General features: G+C 64.3%; 13 protein-coding genes. 7 read left to right on the top strand and 6 right to left on the bottom strand.

Annotated features, from left to right (window positions below; translation table 11 throughout):
* The first annotated feature begins 4 nt into the window (after positions 1-4).
* The 3 genes from addB (at position 5) to trxA (ending at position 6899) form a co-directional block, all read left to right on the top strand.
* Positions 5-3013, top strand: a complete 3009-nt coding sequence (gene addB, locus PH603_RS00235) for a double-strand break repair protein AddB (protein ID WP_289503903.1) — start codon at positions 5-7, stop codon at positions 3011-3013.
* Positions 3010-6480: a double-strand break repair helicase AddA gene (gene addA / locus PH603_RS00230; RefSeq protein WP_289503902.1), complete on the top strand. Its 3471-nt coding sequence runs from the start codon at positions 3010-3012 to the stop codon at positions 6478-6480. The genes addB and addA overlap by 4 nt, the downstream gene beginning before the upstream one ends.
* A 101-nt stretch (positions 6481-6581) precedes the next feature.
* Positions 6582-6899, top strand: a complete 318-nt coding sequence (trxA, locus tag PH603_RS00225; protein ID WP_289503901.1) for a thioredoxin — start codon at positions 6582-6584, stop codon at positions 6897-6899.
* Positions 6900-6969: 70 nt separating this feature from the next.
* Here trxA and PH603_RS00220 read toward each other — a convergent pair whose 3' ends face one another.
* From PH603_RS00220 to PH603_RS00195, 6 genes are all read right to left on the bottom strand, one after another.
* On the bottom strand, positions 6970-7203 hold the full coding sequence (locus PH603_RS00220; protein WP_289503900.1) for a hypothetical protein: 234 nt from the start codon (positions 7201-7203) through the stop codon (positions 6970-6972).
* A gap of 29 nt (positions 7204-7232) precedes the next feature.
* Positions 7233-7883 carry an acyl-homoserine-lactone synthase gene (locus tag PH603_RS00215; RefSeq protein ID WP_289503899.1) on the bottom strand — a complete coding sequence of 217 codons (651 nt, stop codon included), beginning with the start codon at positions 7881-7883 and terminating at the stop codon, positions 7233-7235.
* A gap of 98 nt (positions 7884-7981) precedes the next feature.
* Positions 7982-8677 (bottom strand): helix-turn-helix transcriptional regulator, encoded by a 696-nt coding sequence (locus PH603_RS00210; protein WP_289503898.1) that lies wholly within the window; start codon positions 8675-8677, stop codon positions 7982-7984.
* A 120-nt stretch (positions 8678-8797) separates the two neighbouring features.
* A complete protein-coding gene (locus PH603_RS00205) occupies positions 8798-10081 on the bottom strand; it encodes an HlyC/CorC family transporter (protein WP_289503897.1) in 1284 nt (427 codons plus the stop codon).
* Positions 10082-10103: 22 nt separating this feature from the next.
* Entirely contained in the window at positions 10104-11234 is a 1131-nt protein-coding gene (gene aroB, locus PH603_RS00200) for a 3-dehydroquinate synthase (protein ID WP_289503896.1), read from the bottom strand.
* Complete coding sequence (locus PH603_RS00195; RefSeq protein ID WP_434783331.1) at positions 11227-11820, bottom strand: shikimate kinase; 594 nt, start codon at positions 11818-11820, stop codon at positions 11227-11229. The genes aroB and PH603_RS00195 overlap by 8 nt, the downstream gene beginning before the upstream one ends.
* A gap of 164 nt (positions 11821-11984) precedes the next feature.
* Here PH603_RS00195 and PH603_RS00190 point away from each other — a divergent pair, with 164 nt between their 5' ends.
* From PH603_RS00190 to PH603_RS00175, 4 genes are read left to right on the top strand one after another with little or no spacing between them, the layout of a single operon-like run.
* Positions 11985-12125: a hypothetical protein gene (locus PH603_RS00190; protein WP_289503894.1), complete on the top strand. Its 141-nt coding sequence runs from the start codon at positions 11985-11987 to the stop codon at positions 12123-12125.
* Positions 12103-14139: a hypothetical protein gene (locus PH603_RS00185; protein ID WP_289503893.1), complete on the top strand. Its 2037-nt coding sequence runs from the start codon at positions 12103-12105 to the stop codon at positions 14137-14139. The genes PH603_RS00190 and PH603_RS00185 overlap by 23 nt, the downstream gene beginning before the upstream one ends.
* A 16-nt stretch (positions 14140-14155) precedes the next feature.
* Positions 14156-15061, top strand: coding sequence for a site-specific tyrosine recombinase XerD (locus PH603_RS00180; protein WP_289503892.1), 906 nt, complete (start codon positions 14156-14158; stop codon positions 15059-15061).
* A gap of 14 nt (positions 15062-15075) precedes the next feature.
* Positions 15076-17214, top strand: a complete 2139-nt coding sequence (locus PH603_RS00175; RefSeq protein ID WP_289503891.1) for a penicillin acylase family protein — start codon at positions 15076-15078, stop codon at positions 17212-17214.
* Positions 17215-17349: the final 135 nt, after the last annotated feature.

Raw genomic sequence — 17349 nt, 5'->3', positions numbered from 1 at the left:
TGCAATGATCCGCGCCGCTGCCCCCAAGGTCTTCACCATCGATCCGGCCTTGCCCTTTGCCGACGCGCTGGTACGTGGGCTGATGGCGCGGGTGGAAGCTGCCGGTATTCCGCTTTCCGATGTTACGCTGCTTGTGCCCAACCGCCGCAGCCAGCGTGCACTGCGCGAGGCCTTCCTGCGTATGCTGCCGGGGGCAGGGGGCGACCGTGCCCTGGTCCTGCCGGTGATGCGCGCGGTCGGCGATGTGGAGGATGAGGAACTGATCCTGTCGCCAGCCGGGCTCGGCGCCGAGGCTGGCGCCCTGCCGCCCGCCATCGGCGATATTCGGCGGCTGGGGCTGCTCCTCGAATGCCTGACCCGCTGGCAGAAAGAAGCCCGCCGCGCGCTTGATCTTGGCGCCCTGTCGCCCGCGCAGGGCTGGCGGCTTGCCCGCACGCTCGCCCGGCTGATGGACGAGATGGAAACCGCAGGCGCCGATTTCGCGAAGCTCAAGGATCTGGTGCCCGAGGAATTTGCGAAACACTGGGGCATCACGCTCGAATTCCTTGAAATCGTCACCCGCATCTGGCCTGCCGTGCTTGCCGAGGAAGGCGCGATGAACCCGGCGGCGCGGCGCGATACGATGATCCGCCAGCTTGCTGCACTTTGGGCGGATCATCCGCCGAAGGGGATGGTCGTGGCGGCGGGCTCCACAGGCTCTGTTCCCGCAACAGCCGAACTTCTGAAGGTCGTCTCGCGGCTCCCTGAAGGCATGGTAGTACTGCCCGGCCTCGATACCGAAATCGACGCCGATGCGTGGGCGGTGATCGACGCGAAAGCGCACCGCAACCAGACCCACCCGCAGGCCATGCTGAAAGCACTTCTGGAGACCATGCAGGTCAGCCGCGATGAAGTTGAGCCGTGGGATGAAAGCGCTGCACCGGATGGCGGCAGCGATGGCCGGCTGTCGCTCATCATCGATGCCCTGCGCCCGGCGGAAGCCACCGGCTACTGGCAATCCGCCGGATACCGCGAACGGGCAGAAGTCGACATTTTCGTCGGCATGGAAATGATCGAGGCACCGACCGAGCGCGAGGAAGCCGCTGCCATCGCCTGCGTGATGCGCGAGGCCATCGAAACGCCCGAATGTACTGCCGCGCTTGTGACGCCTGACCGCGCCCTCGCGCGCTATGTGAAGGCGGAACTTGCCCGTTTCGGGGTGAAGGTGGACGATTCGGCGGGCGATCCGGCGATCCTCAGCCTCACCGGGCGTTTCCTGCTGCTGCTCGCTGAAGCGGCGGCCAAGCATTTCGCGCCGGTGCCGCTTCTCGCCCTGTTGCAGCATCCTTTTGCGGCGGCGGGCGAGGCGCGCGGGCCTTTCCTCGATTGGGTGCGGCGGCTTGACCGGCTGGTGCTGCGCGGGCCGCGCCCGGCGGCGGGGCTTGCGGGCCTGATGGACCGCGCCAAGGCGGCCAAGGGCTTTGAGAAAGACGTAAAGCGGCTTGAACGGCTGATCCATATCCTGAAGCCCTTCGAGGATGCGGTGGACGAAGACAAGGCGGCGGGCCTTGTGCTGAAAGCGCACCTGACGGTCGCGGAGGCACTTGCCGCCAATGATCATGACACCGGCGATGTGGTGCTGTGGCGCGGCGAGGCAGGCAATGCGATTGCCGCCCTCCTTGCCGAGATTATCGACGAAGCTCCGATCGCCGGGCCAATTGGCGGCGATGCCTATGCCGCCCTCTTTGCCGAATGGCTGATCGGGCTGGTCGTACGCCCTGTGTGGGGGCGCCATCCGCGCCTGATGATCCTCGGGCCACTGGAAGCCCGTCTCATACGGGCGGATGTGATGATCCTTGGCGGCCTCAACGAAGGCAGCTGGCCGCGCGAGCCGGTGCGTGATCCCTGGATGAACGGGGAAATGCGCCGCAAGCTCGACCTGCCGTCCGAAGACCGCAAGGTGGGTCAGGCGGCCCATGATTTCCTGATGGCGGCTGCTGCCCCCCGCGTGATTCTGTCGCGCGCACTGAAGGTGGCGGGCAGCCCGACCGTGCAAAGCCGCTGGCTTTTCCGGATCGAGGCGCTGGCCGGCAAGCCGGTGCCGCGCGCCCATCGTTATCTTGATTGGGCAGCAGCCCTCGACGCACCCGTTGCCCCTGTGCGGATCGAGGCACCGGCACCGAAACCGGCTGTCGAGGCTCGGCCGAAGCGCCTGTCCGTCACGCAGGTGGAAACCCTGATGCGCGATCCCTACAGCCTTTATGCGCGCAAGGTGCTGGGGCTTGAAGTGCTTGATGCCCTCGACGAGCCACCGAACGCGGCCAAGAAGGGCACGCTGCTGCACGACGCGCTTGAACGGTTCCTCGCTGAGCCCGGTCCGCGTGTGGGCGAGGCAGGGGTCGAGCGGCTTCTGGCCATCGGGCGCGAAAGCTTTGCCCCCGTCCTCAGCCAGCCCGGCGTTTATGCCTTCTGGTGGCCGCGGTTCGAGCGCATCGCCCGCTGGTTCGTGGAAAACGAGGCCGTGCGCGCAGAAACCCACGAAACACTGGCGGTCGAAGTATGGGCCGAGCGGCCATTGCCGGGGCGGGATTTCACGCTTTTTGCCAAGGCCGACCGGATCGACCGCAAGCGCGAGGACGGCAGTCTTGTGATCATCGATTACAAAACCGGCAATGTACCGACGGCCAAGCGTATCGAGGCGGGCTTTGCGCCGCAATTACCGCTCGAAGGCTGGCTCGCCGAGGCGGGTGGCTTCAAGGATGTGCCGCTGGGGCAGGTCGGGGACCTCGTTTTCTGGCATATCTCGGGCGGTGACCCGATCCAGGAAGAAAAGAGCCCGGTGAAGGATGTGCGCGGCACCATCGATGCCGCCGCCGAAGGGCTGATGCGGCTGGTGGACGCCTTCGCGAACCCCGATACCGCCTATCTTTCCAACCCGCGCGCCCACGAGCATGGTTACGGTGACTATGACCATCTGGCGCGGCTGAAAGAATGGCGCGATGCCCGCGACCCGTTCGAAGGGGGCGAGGCATGAGCGGCCCCCAGATGACCAAGGCGCAGGAGCGCGCCACCAACCCCGCCCTTACCGCATGGGTGGCAGCAAGCGCCGGGACCGGCAAAACCCACGTCCTGACAGCACGTGTGCTCAGGCTGATGGTCACCGGTACGCATCCGGAACGAATTCTTTGCCTTACCTTCACCAAGGCGGCGGCGGCCGAGATGAAAAGCCGCATCTTCGCCGAACTTGGCGAATGGACACGGCTGACAGACGCCGAGCTCGCGGGCCGCATTCTGGTGCGCACGGGGGAGCGGGCGAACGCCGACATGCTGGCTCGCGTGCGGCGGCTTTTTGCCCTCGTGCTCGATCTGCCGGGCGGGCTGAAAATCATGACCTTCCACAGCTTCTGCCAGTCGCTTCTGGGCCGGTTCCCCTTGGAAGCCGGGATCGCACCGGGCTTTGAAGGCATGGAAGAAGCGCTGGCGGGCGAGGTGATGGCTGGCGCGCGGGACGAGATGCTCGCCCGCACACGGCTGAAGCATGAAGTGGCCCTGCGTGCCGCCCTCGATACCGTTGCTGCCCGCGTCACCGAAAACACGTTTGATGAGGTGATCGGGGACCTCGCCTTCTATGGCCCGCTGATGGCGCGCTCGATGGCAGCATATGGCTCGGCAGACGGGATGGTGGCCGCACTTCGCCGTTCGCTTGGTATTTCGCCGGACGATACGGCAGACAGGATCCGGGCCGCTGCCTGCGCCCCCACCGCGATGGACGAAACCGGGCTTCGCGCCCTTGCTGCAGCGATGATGGAAGGCTCGGCTTCTGAAGCGGACCGCGCCCGGCCGCTCGCCGATTTCATGGCGGCGGAGGAGGCCGAGCGTGAAGCGCTTTTCGATGCCCTGAGCCTCGTTTTCCTCACCCAGAAATATGAGCCGCGCAAAACTGTCGCCAACAAGCCGACACTGGCGGCGAACCCTGCGCTTGCCGAGGTGATCGCCAAGGAAACCGCGCGGCTTCTGTTCGTGCGGGAACGGCTGACGGCGGCGACGGTCGCTGAAACGACAGCGGCGCTTCTCGCGCTTGGTGCCGCGATGCTCGATGCCTACCGTACCGTGAAGGCTGAACGCGGCCTCATCGACTTTGACGATATGATCCAACGCTCGGTACAACTGCTGGAGAACGAGGGGATCGCCGCCTGGATACTTTTCAAGCTCGATGGCGAGATTGACCATATTCTGGTGGATGAGGCGCAGGATACGAACCGCGATCAGTGGAGTGTGGTTGAGGCCGTGGCGAACGAGTTCTTCTCCGGCGCCGGGGCGCGGGACGTGCAGCGCACGGTTTTTGCGGTCGGTGACGACAAGCAATCGATCTTCTCCTTCCAGCGCGCCGACCCGCGCGAATTCATCGAGGCGCGCAACCGGCTTTTCACCCGCGCCGAAGGGGCCGAGGCCGCGACCGATACCGTGCCGCTGGACCGGTCCTTCCGGTCGGGCGAGGCGGTGCTGGCACTTGTCGATGCTGTGTTCCATGACGAGGCCCCGGCGCGGCTCGGACTGACGGCCACAGACGCCAGCGTGCGGCATGATTTCTCGCGCAAGGGTGCGGGCGGCCTTGTGGAGCTTTGGCCGCTTGAGGTGCCGCGCGGCAGCGAGGATGCTGCTGTAGAAGCGTGGACCCCGCCTTTGGTGCAGGAAGAAGTAGATGACGCCGCCCAGCGCACCGCATGGCGTATCGCGCGGCGCATCCGCGACATGATCCGGAAGGGTGAGATTCTTGTCTCCAAGGCGCGGCCCATCACCGCCGGCGATATCCTGATCCTTGTGCGCAAGCGGGGGGCGATTGCCGACCATCTGGTGCGGGCGCTGAAACGCCTGCAGGTGCCGGTCGCGGGCCGGGACCGCATGGTGCTGACCGAAGAATTGCCGGTGATGGACCTGATGGCACTCGCCCGCGCGGTGCTGCAGCCGGGGGACGACCTGACGCTCGCGACCGTGCTGAAATCCCCCTTCATCGGAGTGGGCGAGCAGTCGCTTTATGATCTCGCCTATGGCCGCGGCGAGATAAGCCTCTGGGCCAGCCTCGCCGCCCGCGCGCACGAACGCGATGACTGGAAGGCGGCTTATGGCTGGATGTTGCAGGCGCTGAATGCGGCGGATCATCTGACCCCGTTTGATTTCATGAACCGCATCCTCGGGCCCCTTGGCGGGCGCGAGAAGCTGGCGGCGCGGCTCGGTGCCGATATCCATGATCCGGTCGATGCCTTCATGGCCGAGGCGCTGGCCTATGAGCGCACGGCGGCCCCGTCGCTGCTCGGCTTCCTGACGCATGTCGAACGCGCAGGCGCCGAGGTCAAACGCGATATGGAAGCCGCAGGCGGCGCGGTCCGCGTGATGACCTGCCACGGGGCCAAGGGGCTGCAGGCGCCTATTGTGTTCCTGACCGACCTGACCTCGCTGCCGGATATTTCGAAGGATGGGCGCATACTCGATTTCGCGCCGGAAGACGGCGGGGCGCCGCTTCTGATGTGGTCGAAGGAAGGGGCGACCCTGCCGCTCGTCACCCGCCTCAAGGGCGATCTGAAGGCAAAGGCCATCGCCGAATACCGGCGGCTCCTTTATGTGGCGCTGACCCGCGCCGAGGACCGGCTGTATGTGGCTGGCTGGCAGGGCAAGAAGGCAGCCGGTGACGACAGCTGGTTCGCCGCCATCGAGGAAGGCTTCAAGCGGCTTGGCGCTGCAGAGATGAACGGCCCGGACGGGCTGACGATCCTGCGCCACGAAGTGCAGCAGACGGCGGAGGTGAGAGCGGCGGAGAAGGGCGAGGCAGCCCGTGCCGCTGTGCTACCACCGGCGTGGCTGCGGGTGGCTGCACCGTCCGAGCCTGTGCCGCCGCGCCCGCTGGCCCCTTCGCGGCCGGATGACGACGAGCCGGCAGCAGCAAGCCCGCTCGCCGCCCGTGCGGCGCGCCGGTTCGCGCGCGGCAAGCTCGTGCACGCGCTTCTCGAATGGCTGCCGGAAATGGACGCAGCCGACAGGCCGGCGGCGGCAGCGCGCTATCTGGCCGAGCCCGCACACGGGCTGACAGTGGCGGAGCAGGCCGCCCTTGCCCGCGAGGTCGATGCCATTCTCAATGATCCGGTGTTCGCGCCCCTCTTTGGGCCCGGCAGCCGTGCCGAAGTGCCGGTTGCCGGCGTGATCGGGGGCCGGGCGCTGGCAGGGCAAGTGGACCGGCTTGTCGCCATCGGCAACCAGATCCTGATTGTCGACTATAAAACCAACCGCCCGCCGCCTGAGGTGGTGGAGGGTGTTGCCCCCCTTTACATGAAGCAGATGGCACTGTATCGGGCTGCGCTGAAAGCCCTGCATCCGGGCAAGCGCATCCGGGCCGCCCTGTTGTGGACCGATGGTGCCCGGTTGATGGAGCTACCCGAAGAACGCCTTGAAGAAGCGTTAGATGAATTGATGGCGAGCGGCAGAAATGATGGCATCACCAGTGCGTGACGTGCCTTGACCACCAAGCGGGGCCTCCTTACCTTAGGCGCAACGCAACAAATCATGGCTGTGCCTTGCCGGCCGACAGAGACAGAAAGTGAGTTTTAGTTATGGCTACCATCGCAGTTACCGACGAATCCTTTGAAGCCGAAGTCCTCAATGCCGGCAAACCTGTTCTTCTCGATTTCTGGGCGCCCTGGTGCGGCCCGTGCAAGATGATCGGCCCGGTTCTTGAAGAAATCGCTGGCGAACGCGACGATATCGTCATCGCCAAGATGAATATTGACGAGAACCCCGAAACCCCGACCCGTTTCGGTGTGCGTTCGATCCCGACGCTGCTGATCTTCAAGGGCGGCGAGCCGGTGGCAACCACGCTTGGCGCCAAGCCGAAAGCGGCGCTCAGCCAGTGGATCAACAGCGCGATCTGACGCGCGGGATCACTGCTGAAACAAGAAGGGCGCCTGATGGCGCCCTTTTCTTTTGTTGGCCTGATCCGTTTCACGCGTGGCCGCAGGGGCCGTTTACGCGAATATCCTGTGATTCTTCGTAGGTTTCGAGAAGCTGCAGGAAGCCTTCCAGCACCGGGGCCGGCATGCGGGCTGCCGCGAAGCAGAAGCGGGCGACATTGTCTTCCCAGCGGGCTTTGGTGTCGAGCGGGGCTTTGTGATCAGGCGCGAGACGCGGGCCGAGGGCCATCATGTCGCCTTCCAGAATGAATTTGATATCGTCCATGACTGTGGTTCCTTCAAATGGTCCAGGCCTCAGGCAGCGGCAGCGCGCTGCAGGGTCGGCATGGTGAGGTGATATTGGGACAGCACAGGCGTGCCGAGATTGTAGCGGACCCGCAGCGCATAGAGCCGCTCGAGTGACGGAGCATAGGCGTAGCAGGTGGCGTTGGTGGCGCCGTAGTCGCGGGTTTCAGATACCCACTCTGGGTCACCAAGAAGCGTGCTGGTGTGGCGGGCGATATGGTCGTCCTGCACGCTCAGAAGCTCGGTGATGCCGTGCAGGATGGCGAACTCCATCAGGCCGCAGCCCATGGCGAGCATCAGCTTCTTCATGGTCTGGGTGCGCCCGGCGAACTGGTCGCCGTCGATGGCATAGCGCGAAAGTTCCCACACATAAGGATCGGAAGGGGCGGCACCGCTTTCGAAAAGGTCTCCGAAAACCTCGGCCGTCAGGTTGCGGTGGGTGCTTGGCGTCAGGCGCCAGTAGCCGGCAAGGCGGCCCGGCATGTCGAAGGCCATCAGGTGCCAGGCATGGCCGTCATAGACGTCGCTCTCGCGACCGTTGCGGTGGGGGAGGCCCCAGCCCATCTGATGGTTGAAAACCTTGTGACGGAGGGCGAAGGCCTGATCGAGTTCAGCAGCAAACAGGTGCTGCTGCGACGGGGCGATGAGAATGACTTCCATGGTCGGGCTCCTTCCGTGGGATGTGGAACCCGATTGTGGATAAGGCGGCGGGGTTTGTCAGGTCGCGCAACCGATGATTTTGATAACCCTATGCGGGTTTAATAGTGCGGGCTCACGATCCCAAGTTGTACCGCCTTGACGATTGCGCTGATCTTGGTGTGTGTGCCGAGCTTTAGCCCGGCCTTCTGCAGGTGCGAATTCACAGTGCTCGACGAGATCGACAGGATCCCGGCGATCTCGTCGTTCGTCTTGCCGGCGCTTGCCCAGTTCAGGCATTCGATTTCGCGACCGGACAGGACGGGAAGTGTGGCTGTTGGACCCATCATACTTTTATACTTCTCGATGATTGCGTGGCTGACCCCCACAAGACTCGGACGTTTTGCTTTCACAAGGTGAAAGAAATCGCGGTCAGCATCCGAATAATAACAGAAGGCGGACCGGTCGTGCGGTCCGCGATTGTGCTTGATCACAAGGCCGTTCGTCAGGCCGAACTCGCGACCTTCCTGCAGCTTCTGGAAAGCCGGTCGGCTGAGATCGCTTTCGGCATAGACCTCATCCCAAGTGAAGGTGCGCGTGCGACCGAGCATGGCCGTATAGACGGGATCGAAGGCGAAATAGCCCTTGTGGCGGTAGCGGTCCAGCCATTCCTTCGGCCGGTCGTCGACCATATGGCGCACCTTTGCCGGGTCGGAAACGGCGAAATAATAGCCCCGCATGCCAAGGGCCTCGACGGCGTTTTGCGCGGCATGTCTCAGGCCGTCCAGATCGGACACCTGTCCGATCCGTTCAAGCATGTCACCGGTTTCTCTATCGATCCCAGCCATTGCCGCGCTTTAACCTCTTAACCGTCCGATACATCTGGATAGGGTCATTTTGAGGCCACCGGGCGCCGGGCGCAAGAAAGAAGAATGCAGTCAGACCTTGCGTACGCGCAGGCCGGTGATCTGGTTCCGGCGCCGCGCGGTGACTTCGAACTCGCAGCCATAGAAGCGGAATTTCTGGCCAACGATGGGAATCGTTGCGGATTCATAGACTACAAGACCGGCGATTGTGGTGGCGTCGTCGTCCGGCAACGCCCAGTCGAAAGTACGGTTCAGCTCGCGGATCGATACCGTGCCTTCGGCTTCAATCCAGCCGCTTTCCAGCACGCGAACGCCTGGAACGGCCGAATCATGCTCGTCCGCGATATCGCCGACAATTTCTTCAAGGATGTCTTCAAGGGTCACAAGACCCTGCAGATCGCCGTATTCATCAACAACAAGCGCGAAGTGGTTCTTCTTTTCAAGGAAGGCCGAAAGCTGCTCGCGCAGGGTCGTGGTTTCCGGAATGAACCAGGGGCTTGTCATCACGCGGCGCACATTGAAGCGGTTTGTCTGGTTGCCTGCGCGCTTCAGGGCCCTGAGAACGTCCTTGGCGTGCAGGATGCCGATGATGTTTTCAGGGTTGCCCTCGAAGATCGGCAGCCGGGTATAGGTGCTGCGCATCACCTGGTTGATGAGCTCGTCGGGGCTTGTGGCCACATCCAGCACCTGCATCGCCCGGCGGTGCACCATCACATCCTCGACCGCCACATTGTCGAGATCGAGGATGGAGCCGAGCATCACGCGATCCGATTTCACGAGGCCGCCTTCCTGATGGTGCAGGTCGATGGTGCCGCGGATTTCATCGTGAGCCGAAAGGATGCTCTGGCTGGAGGAAATATCGATCCCGAAGATGCCGAGCGTGAAGCGGACAATCCGCTGCACAAGAGCCACGACCGGCGCGAAAAGCGCCACGATTATGCCGATGACGCGGGCAACCGCCAGGGCGACTGTGTCTGGGTTCGAGATTGCATAGGATTTCGGCAGCACTTCCGAAAAGATCAGCACAAGGGCGGTCATCACGAGCGTGGCGTAAACCACGCCTTCGTCGCCAAACAGCTGCAGGAACAGGCCGGTGGTCAGGGCCGAGGCGCTGATATTGACAAGGTTGTTGCCAAGGAGGATGCCGCCGATCAGGCGTTCCTGATTTTCCAGAAGCTTTTCGACGCGGCGGGCACGCGGGTCGCCTTCCTTGGCCAGATGGTGGATGCGGGCGCGGCTCGAAGCCGTGAGGCCGGTCTCGGAGCCTGAAAAGAGCGCCGACAGCATCAGAAGGACGATGATGATCCCGGCGGTGATCCAGATGTCGCCGCTGAGGCCTGATATGTCTTCAGTCATTGATCGTCACCATCCTCTGGGGTCAGGCAAGGGAATCCTCAAGGCTCGCCCTGATGGCGGCGAGATCGGGGTTTTGCACGATGCGCGCGCCGCCGATGGGGCCAAGGATGAAGGTCAGCTTGCCGGCGTCAACCTTCTTGTCCTGCGCCATATGGCCGATCAGCTTGTCCACATCAAAGCTGCGGCCGATGTCCGCGGCGCGGGCCTTCATGCCGACCTTCGCGAGATGGGCAAGATAGCGGACCTTGTCGGCCTCCGGCGCAAGGCCCAGCCGCACCGACGCATCCAGCGCCATGCCCATGCCGATGGCGACGGCTTCACCGTGCAACAGCGTACCGTCATAGCCGCATTCGGCTTCGAGCGCGTGGCCGAATGTATGGCCGAGATTGAGAAGCGCCCGCCGGTCGCCGGTCTCGCGTTCGTCCTCGCCCACGATGCGCGCCTTGGCGGCGCAGGAATGGGCAACCGCACGGGCCTGTGCGGTGCGGTTGCCTGCAAGGATCGCGGGGCCGGCGTCTTCAAGCCATTCGAAGAAGGGCAGGTCATCGATCAGGCCGTATTTCACCACCTCGGCGTATCCGGCCCTCAGCTCGCGCGCGGACAATGTATCAAGCGCCGTGAGGTCGGCGATCACCTTGCGCGGCTGGTGGAAGGCGCCGATCAGGTTCTTGCCGAAGGGGCTGTTGATCCCGGTTTTTCCGCCAACCGAACTGTCCACCTGCGCCAGAAGCGTGGTCGGCACCTGCACGAAATCCATGCCGCGCCTGAGGACCGAGGCGGCAAAACCGGTGATATCGCCAATCACGCCACCGCCCAGCGCCACAAGGATATCCTTGCGCTCGGCGCCAAGGCCCAGAAGCCGGTCGAGGAGTTCGGTGAAAGTGCCATAGGATTTGGTGGCCTCGCCCGAGGGCAGCACCACGACCTCGGCCGTGATACCCGCATGGTCAAGGGCTGCAAGCGCGCGGCCAAGATGGGCTTCGGCGACCTTTGTGTCGGTCACGATGAAAACCTTCTGGCGCTTCAGGACGGGGGCGAGCTCGGCGCCCAGCCGGTCAATAAGGCCTTCAGCGATGACGATATCGTAGGCGCGGTCGCCAAGCGGCACGCGGACGGTTTCACACGCTGTGGATGCTTCGGGGCTTTCAGGCACGGGCGGTCTCCTTCGGCGCGGCGCGGTTTGTCAGCGCCTCGATCACGCGGGTCACCACATCGTCGTGCGGGCCATCGCCCGATACCACGCGGAGCTGGGCTTCGGCATAGATGGGGGAGCGTTCGGCGGCAAGCCGGGCCAGAATTTCACGCGGATCCCCGCCTTTCAGAAGCGGTCGCGTGTTGCGGCGGCCGGTTCGCTCGACCAGTACATTCACATCCGCATCCAGCCACACGGATATGGCGGTTTCCTGGATAAGGGCACGGGTTTCGCCGTTGATGAAGGCGCCGCCGCCGGTGGCGAGGATCTTCGGCTTGCCGTCCATCAGGCGGGCGATCACCCGGCGCTCCACGGCGCGGAATTCGGCCTCGCCGTAGGTTTCGAAAATCTCGGCGATCGACATGCCTGCCGCTTCTTCGATCTCGTGATCGGAATCGACGAAGGAAAGCCCCAGTTTCCGCGCCAAGCGGCGGCCCACGGTCGTCTTCCCGGCCCCCATGAGGCCGACAAGGACGATCGACCGGTCTATGGGCGGCATTGCCCCGGCTTTGCCACGGGCTGCCTTGCGGGCGGGTCTCTTGGTCATCATGTCCGTTGTTTACACGGGCGCCTTAGGCAAAGCCACGGTTTTTTGCGCTGCCACACAGGGGTTATCAGGGCATGGCTGGACTTGGGCTCCGGGGCGGCCTATAAAGACATGCAACCGCTGCAAACATTAGTTCAAGTCATTCTATCAAAAGGGTTCGGTTGATGTCGAAGCTCAAGAAAGTGTCCTTCATCGTTATCCTCGCAGCACTTGCGGGCGGGACCATCTTCCTGCTCACCTGGGATATCCCCGCACCGGCCCAGCCCGTGACGAAGACGCTGAATGATGACCGCTTCCCGTCGTAAGGCCCTGCTCCTCGCCGGAGCCGCCTTCGTCTTCCTTGGCGGTGCTGCAGCCAGCGCCCAGGAAGCCACCGAAGAAACAACCGGAACCGTCGCCGAGGAAACGGCCGCCGATCAGGCGCGGCCGACCGAGGCGGTTCAATCCGAACATGCAGCGCGCCGTACCTGGTATCTGGGCGGCAAGCCGACGGCCACGAATGCCGGCCGCATGTCGTCCGCGCCTGCGCTTGGCGCCCCGCGCACCATCTCGCCCGCACCCTATGTGCCGGTCGGTAGCGTGACGGCGGCCGCCCCAATGGCGGGTGAGGCGCAAGTCGTGACACCGCCGGTGGCCGAGGGCACCGGCCTGCAGGCGCCTGCCGAAACGGTCGTCCCGATGGACGGCGTGCCGATCGAGGAAGGGGCGTTGAATGACCTCGACCCCTCGACCGTGGCCGCGACATCCGAAGGCCTGCCATCCGGCTTCTTCACCGGCCTCAGCCGGGCTGCCTATGTTTCGATCCTTGATAGCCTGCCGTCACCGAGCGGTTCGCGGCTTCTGGGCTCCATCGCATCGCGCCTTGCGCTTTCCGGCCCGGTGCTGCCAGCCCCTGAAAATGACCAGTCGATGCAGGCGGTCGTGAAATCACGGCTTGATCTGCTGGCCCGTGCTGGGGACGGCGAAGGGTTTGCCCGCCTTTTCGAAAACCTGCCGAAGGGGCAGGCGTGGCCGATGTTGGCGCATGAGGCGGCGGACGCTCACCTGCTGGCGGGCCGCGTGGCCGAGGCCTGCAACGTGGCCGACACGCAGCGTGCCAACACCGGCGATCCCTACTGGATCCGCCTGCTGGCCTTCTGCAGCGCGGTGGACGGTAACCGCGATGCCGTGCGCTTCCAGATGGGTATTCTTGAGGAACTGACAGACGTCGGTGCCGAAGTGCACCAGATGATCGAACGCATTCTGGTGGCGTCCGAACAGGCCCGTGCAGCTGGTGGCGCCAGTGCGCCGGTGCCGCCCGCCCCGGTTGCCCTTGAAGGCAAGCTGAAGGTCGATGTTCTGGATGTGACCATGGCAGGCCTTGCCGCCGTTGATATCGGTGAACTGACGACCGAGGAAATCGATCCGCTCGCGGTTGGCCCCGCCCTCGCGATCCAGACGCTGTCGCGCGATGCCAAGTTCGATCTTGTGTCGCTCGCCGTTACCCAGGGCTGGGTGAATGATCGCACGCTCGCCGCCTTCCTCGGCGGGCAGGCTTTCACCGAAGCCGAACTTGCTGCTGCCATGGATGACGGCACCGAGGAAAACGACAGTTTTGTCATCGATGCGGCCCTTGCCCATATCGCCGTGACGAACGGTGATGCGGGTGCCCGTCAGGCGGCGCTTGCCAAGCTGTGGGCGCGTGCCGTGCGGCTTGGTCATGTCGCAGTCATGGGTGGTGCGCTTGCCCATATGGGGCTGGATGTCGATCCTGCGAACGCCAACAGCGCGGTCGCAGGCCCGGTGATCCGCAGCCTGCTGCTGGCAGGGCAGACCGAAACGGTCGCTGCCTATTTCCGCACCCTGCGCGACAATATGACCGGTCCGACCGACGAAGCACTGCTCACTGAAGTATGGCCGCTGATGCTGGTGGCCGGGATGCCGGACGTTCCCGGCCCCGAAGCTGGTCCGCTGCCGTCGTGGTGGAGCACACAGGGCACCGATGATCGCCGCTATGCCCGTGCAGGTCTCCTGTTCAGCCTTCTCGAGGCGCTCGGTGAAAGCGTGCCTGATGCTGCATGGTCCTCGCTTGAGGAAGGCCCTGTGGCGCTTGAGCAATCGGCGACGGCCCCCGCTGTGTGGCGGCGTCTGCTGCTGGCATCGAGTGCGGGTGACCGGCCGCTGGTGCTGTCGAACGGCTATCGGATCGTCGCGGAATCGGGCCTTGCCGATGTGTCGCCGGCGCCTTCGGGGTCCGTGGTCCAGACGCTGCGGCGTGCCGGGTTCGAGGGCGAAGCCCGCCAGCTCGCGCTCGAAATCCTGATCGCCCAGGGTCTTTGACCCCGGGCGCGGTCCGATGGGCGACAGCCGGCTGATAGAACAGTTTCTGGAAATGCTGGCGGCTGAGAAAGGCCGGGCAAAAAACAGCCTCATGGCCTATGCCCGCGACCTTGAAGATTTCGGGGACTGGCTCGCCGGTCCCCTTGGCACTGCCACCACCGACGATATCCGGGGCTATCTTGCGGACCTTGCGGCGCGCGGCTTCAAGGCTGCCACGGCTGCCCGGCGCTTGTCGGCCCTCAGGCAATTCTATCTGTTCCTCTACCGTGACGGCCTGCGCGCCGACAATCCTGCGGCGGGGCTTGAAAGCCCGCGGGCGGCCCGTCCGCTTCCCAAGGTTCTGTCTGAAGATCATGTCGACCGGCTGCTTGATCACGCCGAGGCGGAAGCCGCAGGCGGGGAGCTTGCCGCCTTGCGCCTGCATGCGCTTGTCGAGGCGCTCTATGCCACCGGCCTCCGGGTCAGCGAGCTTGTCGGCCTGCCGCGGCGCGCCGTGGGGCCGGAAACGCGGCTTCTGACGGTGCGCGGCAAGGGCGGGCGGGAACGCATGGTGCCGATGGGCGAAAAGGCCCGCAATGCCCTTCTGGCCTATCAGGCAGCGGTGAAGGTGGCGGGGCAGGGCGACAGCCCGTGGCTGTTCCCTTCACGCACTGCGAAGGAAGGCCATGTCACCCGGCGGCGGGTCGGTCAGTTGCTGGAACGGCTGGCGATCGATACAGGTGTTCCTTTGGATCTCGTCAGCCCGCACAAGCTGCGTCATGCCTTTGCGACCCACCTGCTGGCGCACGGGGCGGATCTCCGCGCTGTCCAGCAGATGCTGGGGCACGCCGATATCTCAACGACCCAGATCTATACCCATGTGCTGGACGCCCGCCTGAAGGCGCTTGTGTTCGACCGCCATCCCCTCAGTGACAAAGCATGAGCGACGGAGCCCCGATGATGACCACGAAAACCCGCTATCCCGTGGCTTTGCTTGTCCCTGCACTTGTCGTGTGGGGCCTTTTCTGGATCGTTGCCACCGGGCCGAAGCCGGTGCCGGCGGACCGTTATCTGGGCCTTGCCGATAATTACGACGTGGAAATCATCCGCGACGATTACGGCGTGCCGCATATCTATGGCGCGCGGGATGTGGACGTGGCCTTCGGCCTTGCCTTCGCGCATGCCGAGGATGACTTCCCGACCATTCAGGATGTGGTGCTCGCCACCCGTGGCATGCTGGCGGCTGAAAAAGGTGCCTCGGCGGCGCCTGCCGATTTCCTTGTCGGCTTCATGGATGTGAAGCGCACGGTCGAGGAGGGCTATGCGACGAAGGTGAGCGCCGAGGCGCGGGCGCTTGCAGAAGCCTATGCCGATGGCATCAACCATTATGTCGCTACGCATCCGGGCGAGGCATCAAACCTGCTGCTGCCGGTGAAGGGCGAGGATGTGGTGGCGGGCTTCACCTTCAAAACCCCGCTTTTCTATGGCTTCGACAAGGAAATCTCGGCGCTGTTTGCGGGCACCTATCCCGGCATGCCGGGAACCGTGCGGCCCAAGGAAGAAGAGGAAAGCCTGCCCGTTGGCAGTCAGGGCGTGGCGCTCGCCCCGAAGGCGACGACAGATGGCCACACCCGGCTTCTGGTCAATAGCCACCAGCCGCTCACCGGCCCCGTTGCCTGGTATGAGGCGCGGGTGAAATCGGAAGAAGGCTGGGACATGGTCGGCGGCACTTTCCCCGGCGCGCCCCTCATCCTGCACGGTGCCGGGCCGGCGCTCGGCTGGGCCAATACGGTGAACAAGCCCGACCTTGTTGACGTGTTCAAGATCCGGCGGCATCCGGGCGGGGCGCTTGCCTATACGCTTGATAACAAATGGGCGCCGATGACGGCGCGCACCGTGCCCATTCGCGTGAAGCTTTGGGGGCCTTTCTACTGGACGGTCGAGCGCACGGTCTATGAAACCCTGTTCGGCCCGGCGGTCGAGGTGAACGGCGCCTATTATGCGGTGCGGTTTGCGGGCTACCGCGAGCTTGGCATGCTGGATGCCATGTACGGGCTGAACAAGGCGAAGGACAAGGCGGACTTCGAAACCGCACTGGCGCGTGGCAGCCTGCCGAGCCTCAATTATGTTATGGCGACGGCCACAGGCGATGTCGCCCATTATTATAATGCCCAGTTCCCGAAGCGCCCGAATGTGCCGGGCCTGGACTGGCAGAAGCTGCTGCCGGGGGACCGGAGCTCGATCTTCGTCGAAGGCTACGAGCCTTTCAGCGCCACGCCCAAAACGGTGAACCCGGAAAGCGGTATCGTCTTCAACGCCAACAACAGCCCGTATCTCGCCACAACGGGTGCGGGTGCCCCGGTGCCGGACGATTTCCCGGCCCGCCTTGGCGTGCAGGGCAACCTGACGAACCGGGCGCTGCGGCTGAACCGGTTGCTGACGCTTGCCGCCCCCGTCAGCCCCGAAGCCTTCCGCGAGATCAAATATGACAAGATTTTCGATCCCTCCTACCCGCCGCTCGTGGCGCTGCGGACAGCGCTCCTGGAGCCACCCGTATGGCTTGGGGTCGAGGAACGCGAAGGGGTGGACCTCTTGCGCCGCTGGCGGGGAGGCACCGCCCTTGATGACCGCTCTGCCGCCCTTGGCGTCGCGCTTCTCTATCCCATGATCAAGGCATGGGAAGCAGACGAGCCGATGCCGGAAGTGTGGGGACGGCTGCCGGTGGCGCTGAACTATCTTGTCACCCGGTTCGGGCGGATGGACCCCGAGTGGGGCGAGGTAAGCCGCCTGCGCCGTGGCGGGATCGATCTGCCGATTGCCGGCGGGCCCGATATCCTGCGTGCGGTTTACGGCGAACGGGACGCTGACGGTCGCATGCGCGATGTGGCGGGTGACAGCTATATCCTTTTCGCCGACTGGGACGGCAAGGGTGGCTTCACGGCGCACTCGTCGCACAGCTTTGGCGCGGCGGCTGGCCGGCCGGATTCACCCCATCATACCGACCAGATGGATATGTTCGCGCGCGAAGTGGAACGCGAGGTGCCCCTTGACCGGGATGCCCTGATGGCGGAAAAAACATCTTCAACGCGCCTCTGAGCGTGCCATACTGATTACTGGACCGGCTGGTTCTTGTGTTGACAGGCCGGGAGGCTTCGGGGATTTTGCGCCCGAAGTCCGGAGCAACAGACGTGGAGAGGCGTGCCCCGTGACGCGTGATAATAAAACAGTCCC

Origin of the sequence: Gimibacter soli, from assembly GCF_028463845.1 — a bacterium.
GTDB classification, from domain to species: domain Bacteria; phylum Pseudomonadota; class Alphaproteobacteria; order Sphingomonadales; family Kordiimonadaceae; genus Gimibacter; species Gimibacter soli.
The sequence above is the reverse complement of the archived record's forward strand: the minus strand, read 5'-3'. Positions and strand labels throughout refer to the sequence as shown.

Excerpts from the sequence above, each read along its gene's own strand:
- addB (WP_289503903.1), top strand. The coding sequence starts at position 5 with ATGATCCGCGCCGCTGCCCCCAAGGTCTTCACCATCGATCCGGCCTTG.
- trxA (WP_289503901.1), top strand. The coding sequence starts at position 6,582 with ATGGCTACCATCGCAGTTACCGACGAATCCTTTGAAGCCGAAGTCCTC.
- PH603_RS00175 (WP_289503891.1), top strand. The coding sequence starts at position 15,076 with ATGATGACCACGAAAACCCGCTATCCCGTGGCTTTGCTTGTCCCTGCA.
- PH603_RS00195 (WP_434783331.1), bottom strand. The coding sequence starts at position 11,820 with ATGACCAAGAGACCCGCCCGCAAGGCAGCCCGTGGCAAAGCCGGGGCA.
- addA (WP_289503902.1), top strand. The coding sequence starts at position 3,010 with ATGAGCGGCCCCCAGATGACCAAGGCGCAGGAGCGCGCCACCAACCCC.
- PH603_RS00210 (WP_289503898.1), bottom strand. The coding sequence starts at position 8,677 with ATGCTTGAACGGATCGGACAGGTGTCCGATCTGGACGGCCTGAGACAT.
- PH603_RS00215 (WP_289503899.1), bottom strand. The coding sequence starts at position 7,883 with ATGGAAGTCATTCTCATCGCCCCGTCGCAGCAGCACCTGTTTGCTGCT.
- PH603_RS00220 (WP_289503900.1), bottom strand. The coding sequence starts at position 7,203 with ATGGACGATATCAAATTCATTCTGGAAGGCGACATGATGGCCCTCGGC.
- PH603_RS00205 (WP_289503897.1), bottom strand. The coding sequence starts at position 10,081 with ATGACTGAAGACATATCAGGCCTCAGCGGCGACATCTGGATCACCGCC.
- PH603_RS00190 (WP_289503894.1), top strand. The coding sequence starts at position 11,985 with ATGTCGAAGCTCAAGAAAGTGTCCTTCATCGTTATCCTCGCAGCACTT.
- PH603_RS00185 (WP_289503893.1), top strand. The coding sequence starts at position 12,103 with ATGATGACCGCTTCCCGTCGTAAGGCCCTGCTCCTCGCCGGAGCCGCC.
- PH603_RS00180 (WP_289503892.1), top strand. The coding sequence starts at position 14,156 with ATGGGCGACAGCCGGCTGATAGAACAGTTTCTGGAAATGCTGGCGGCT.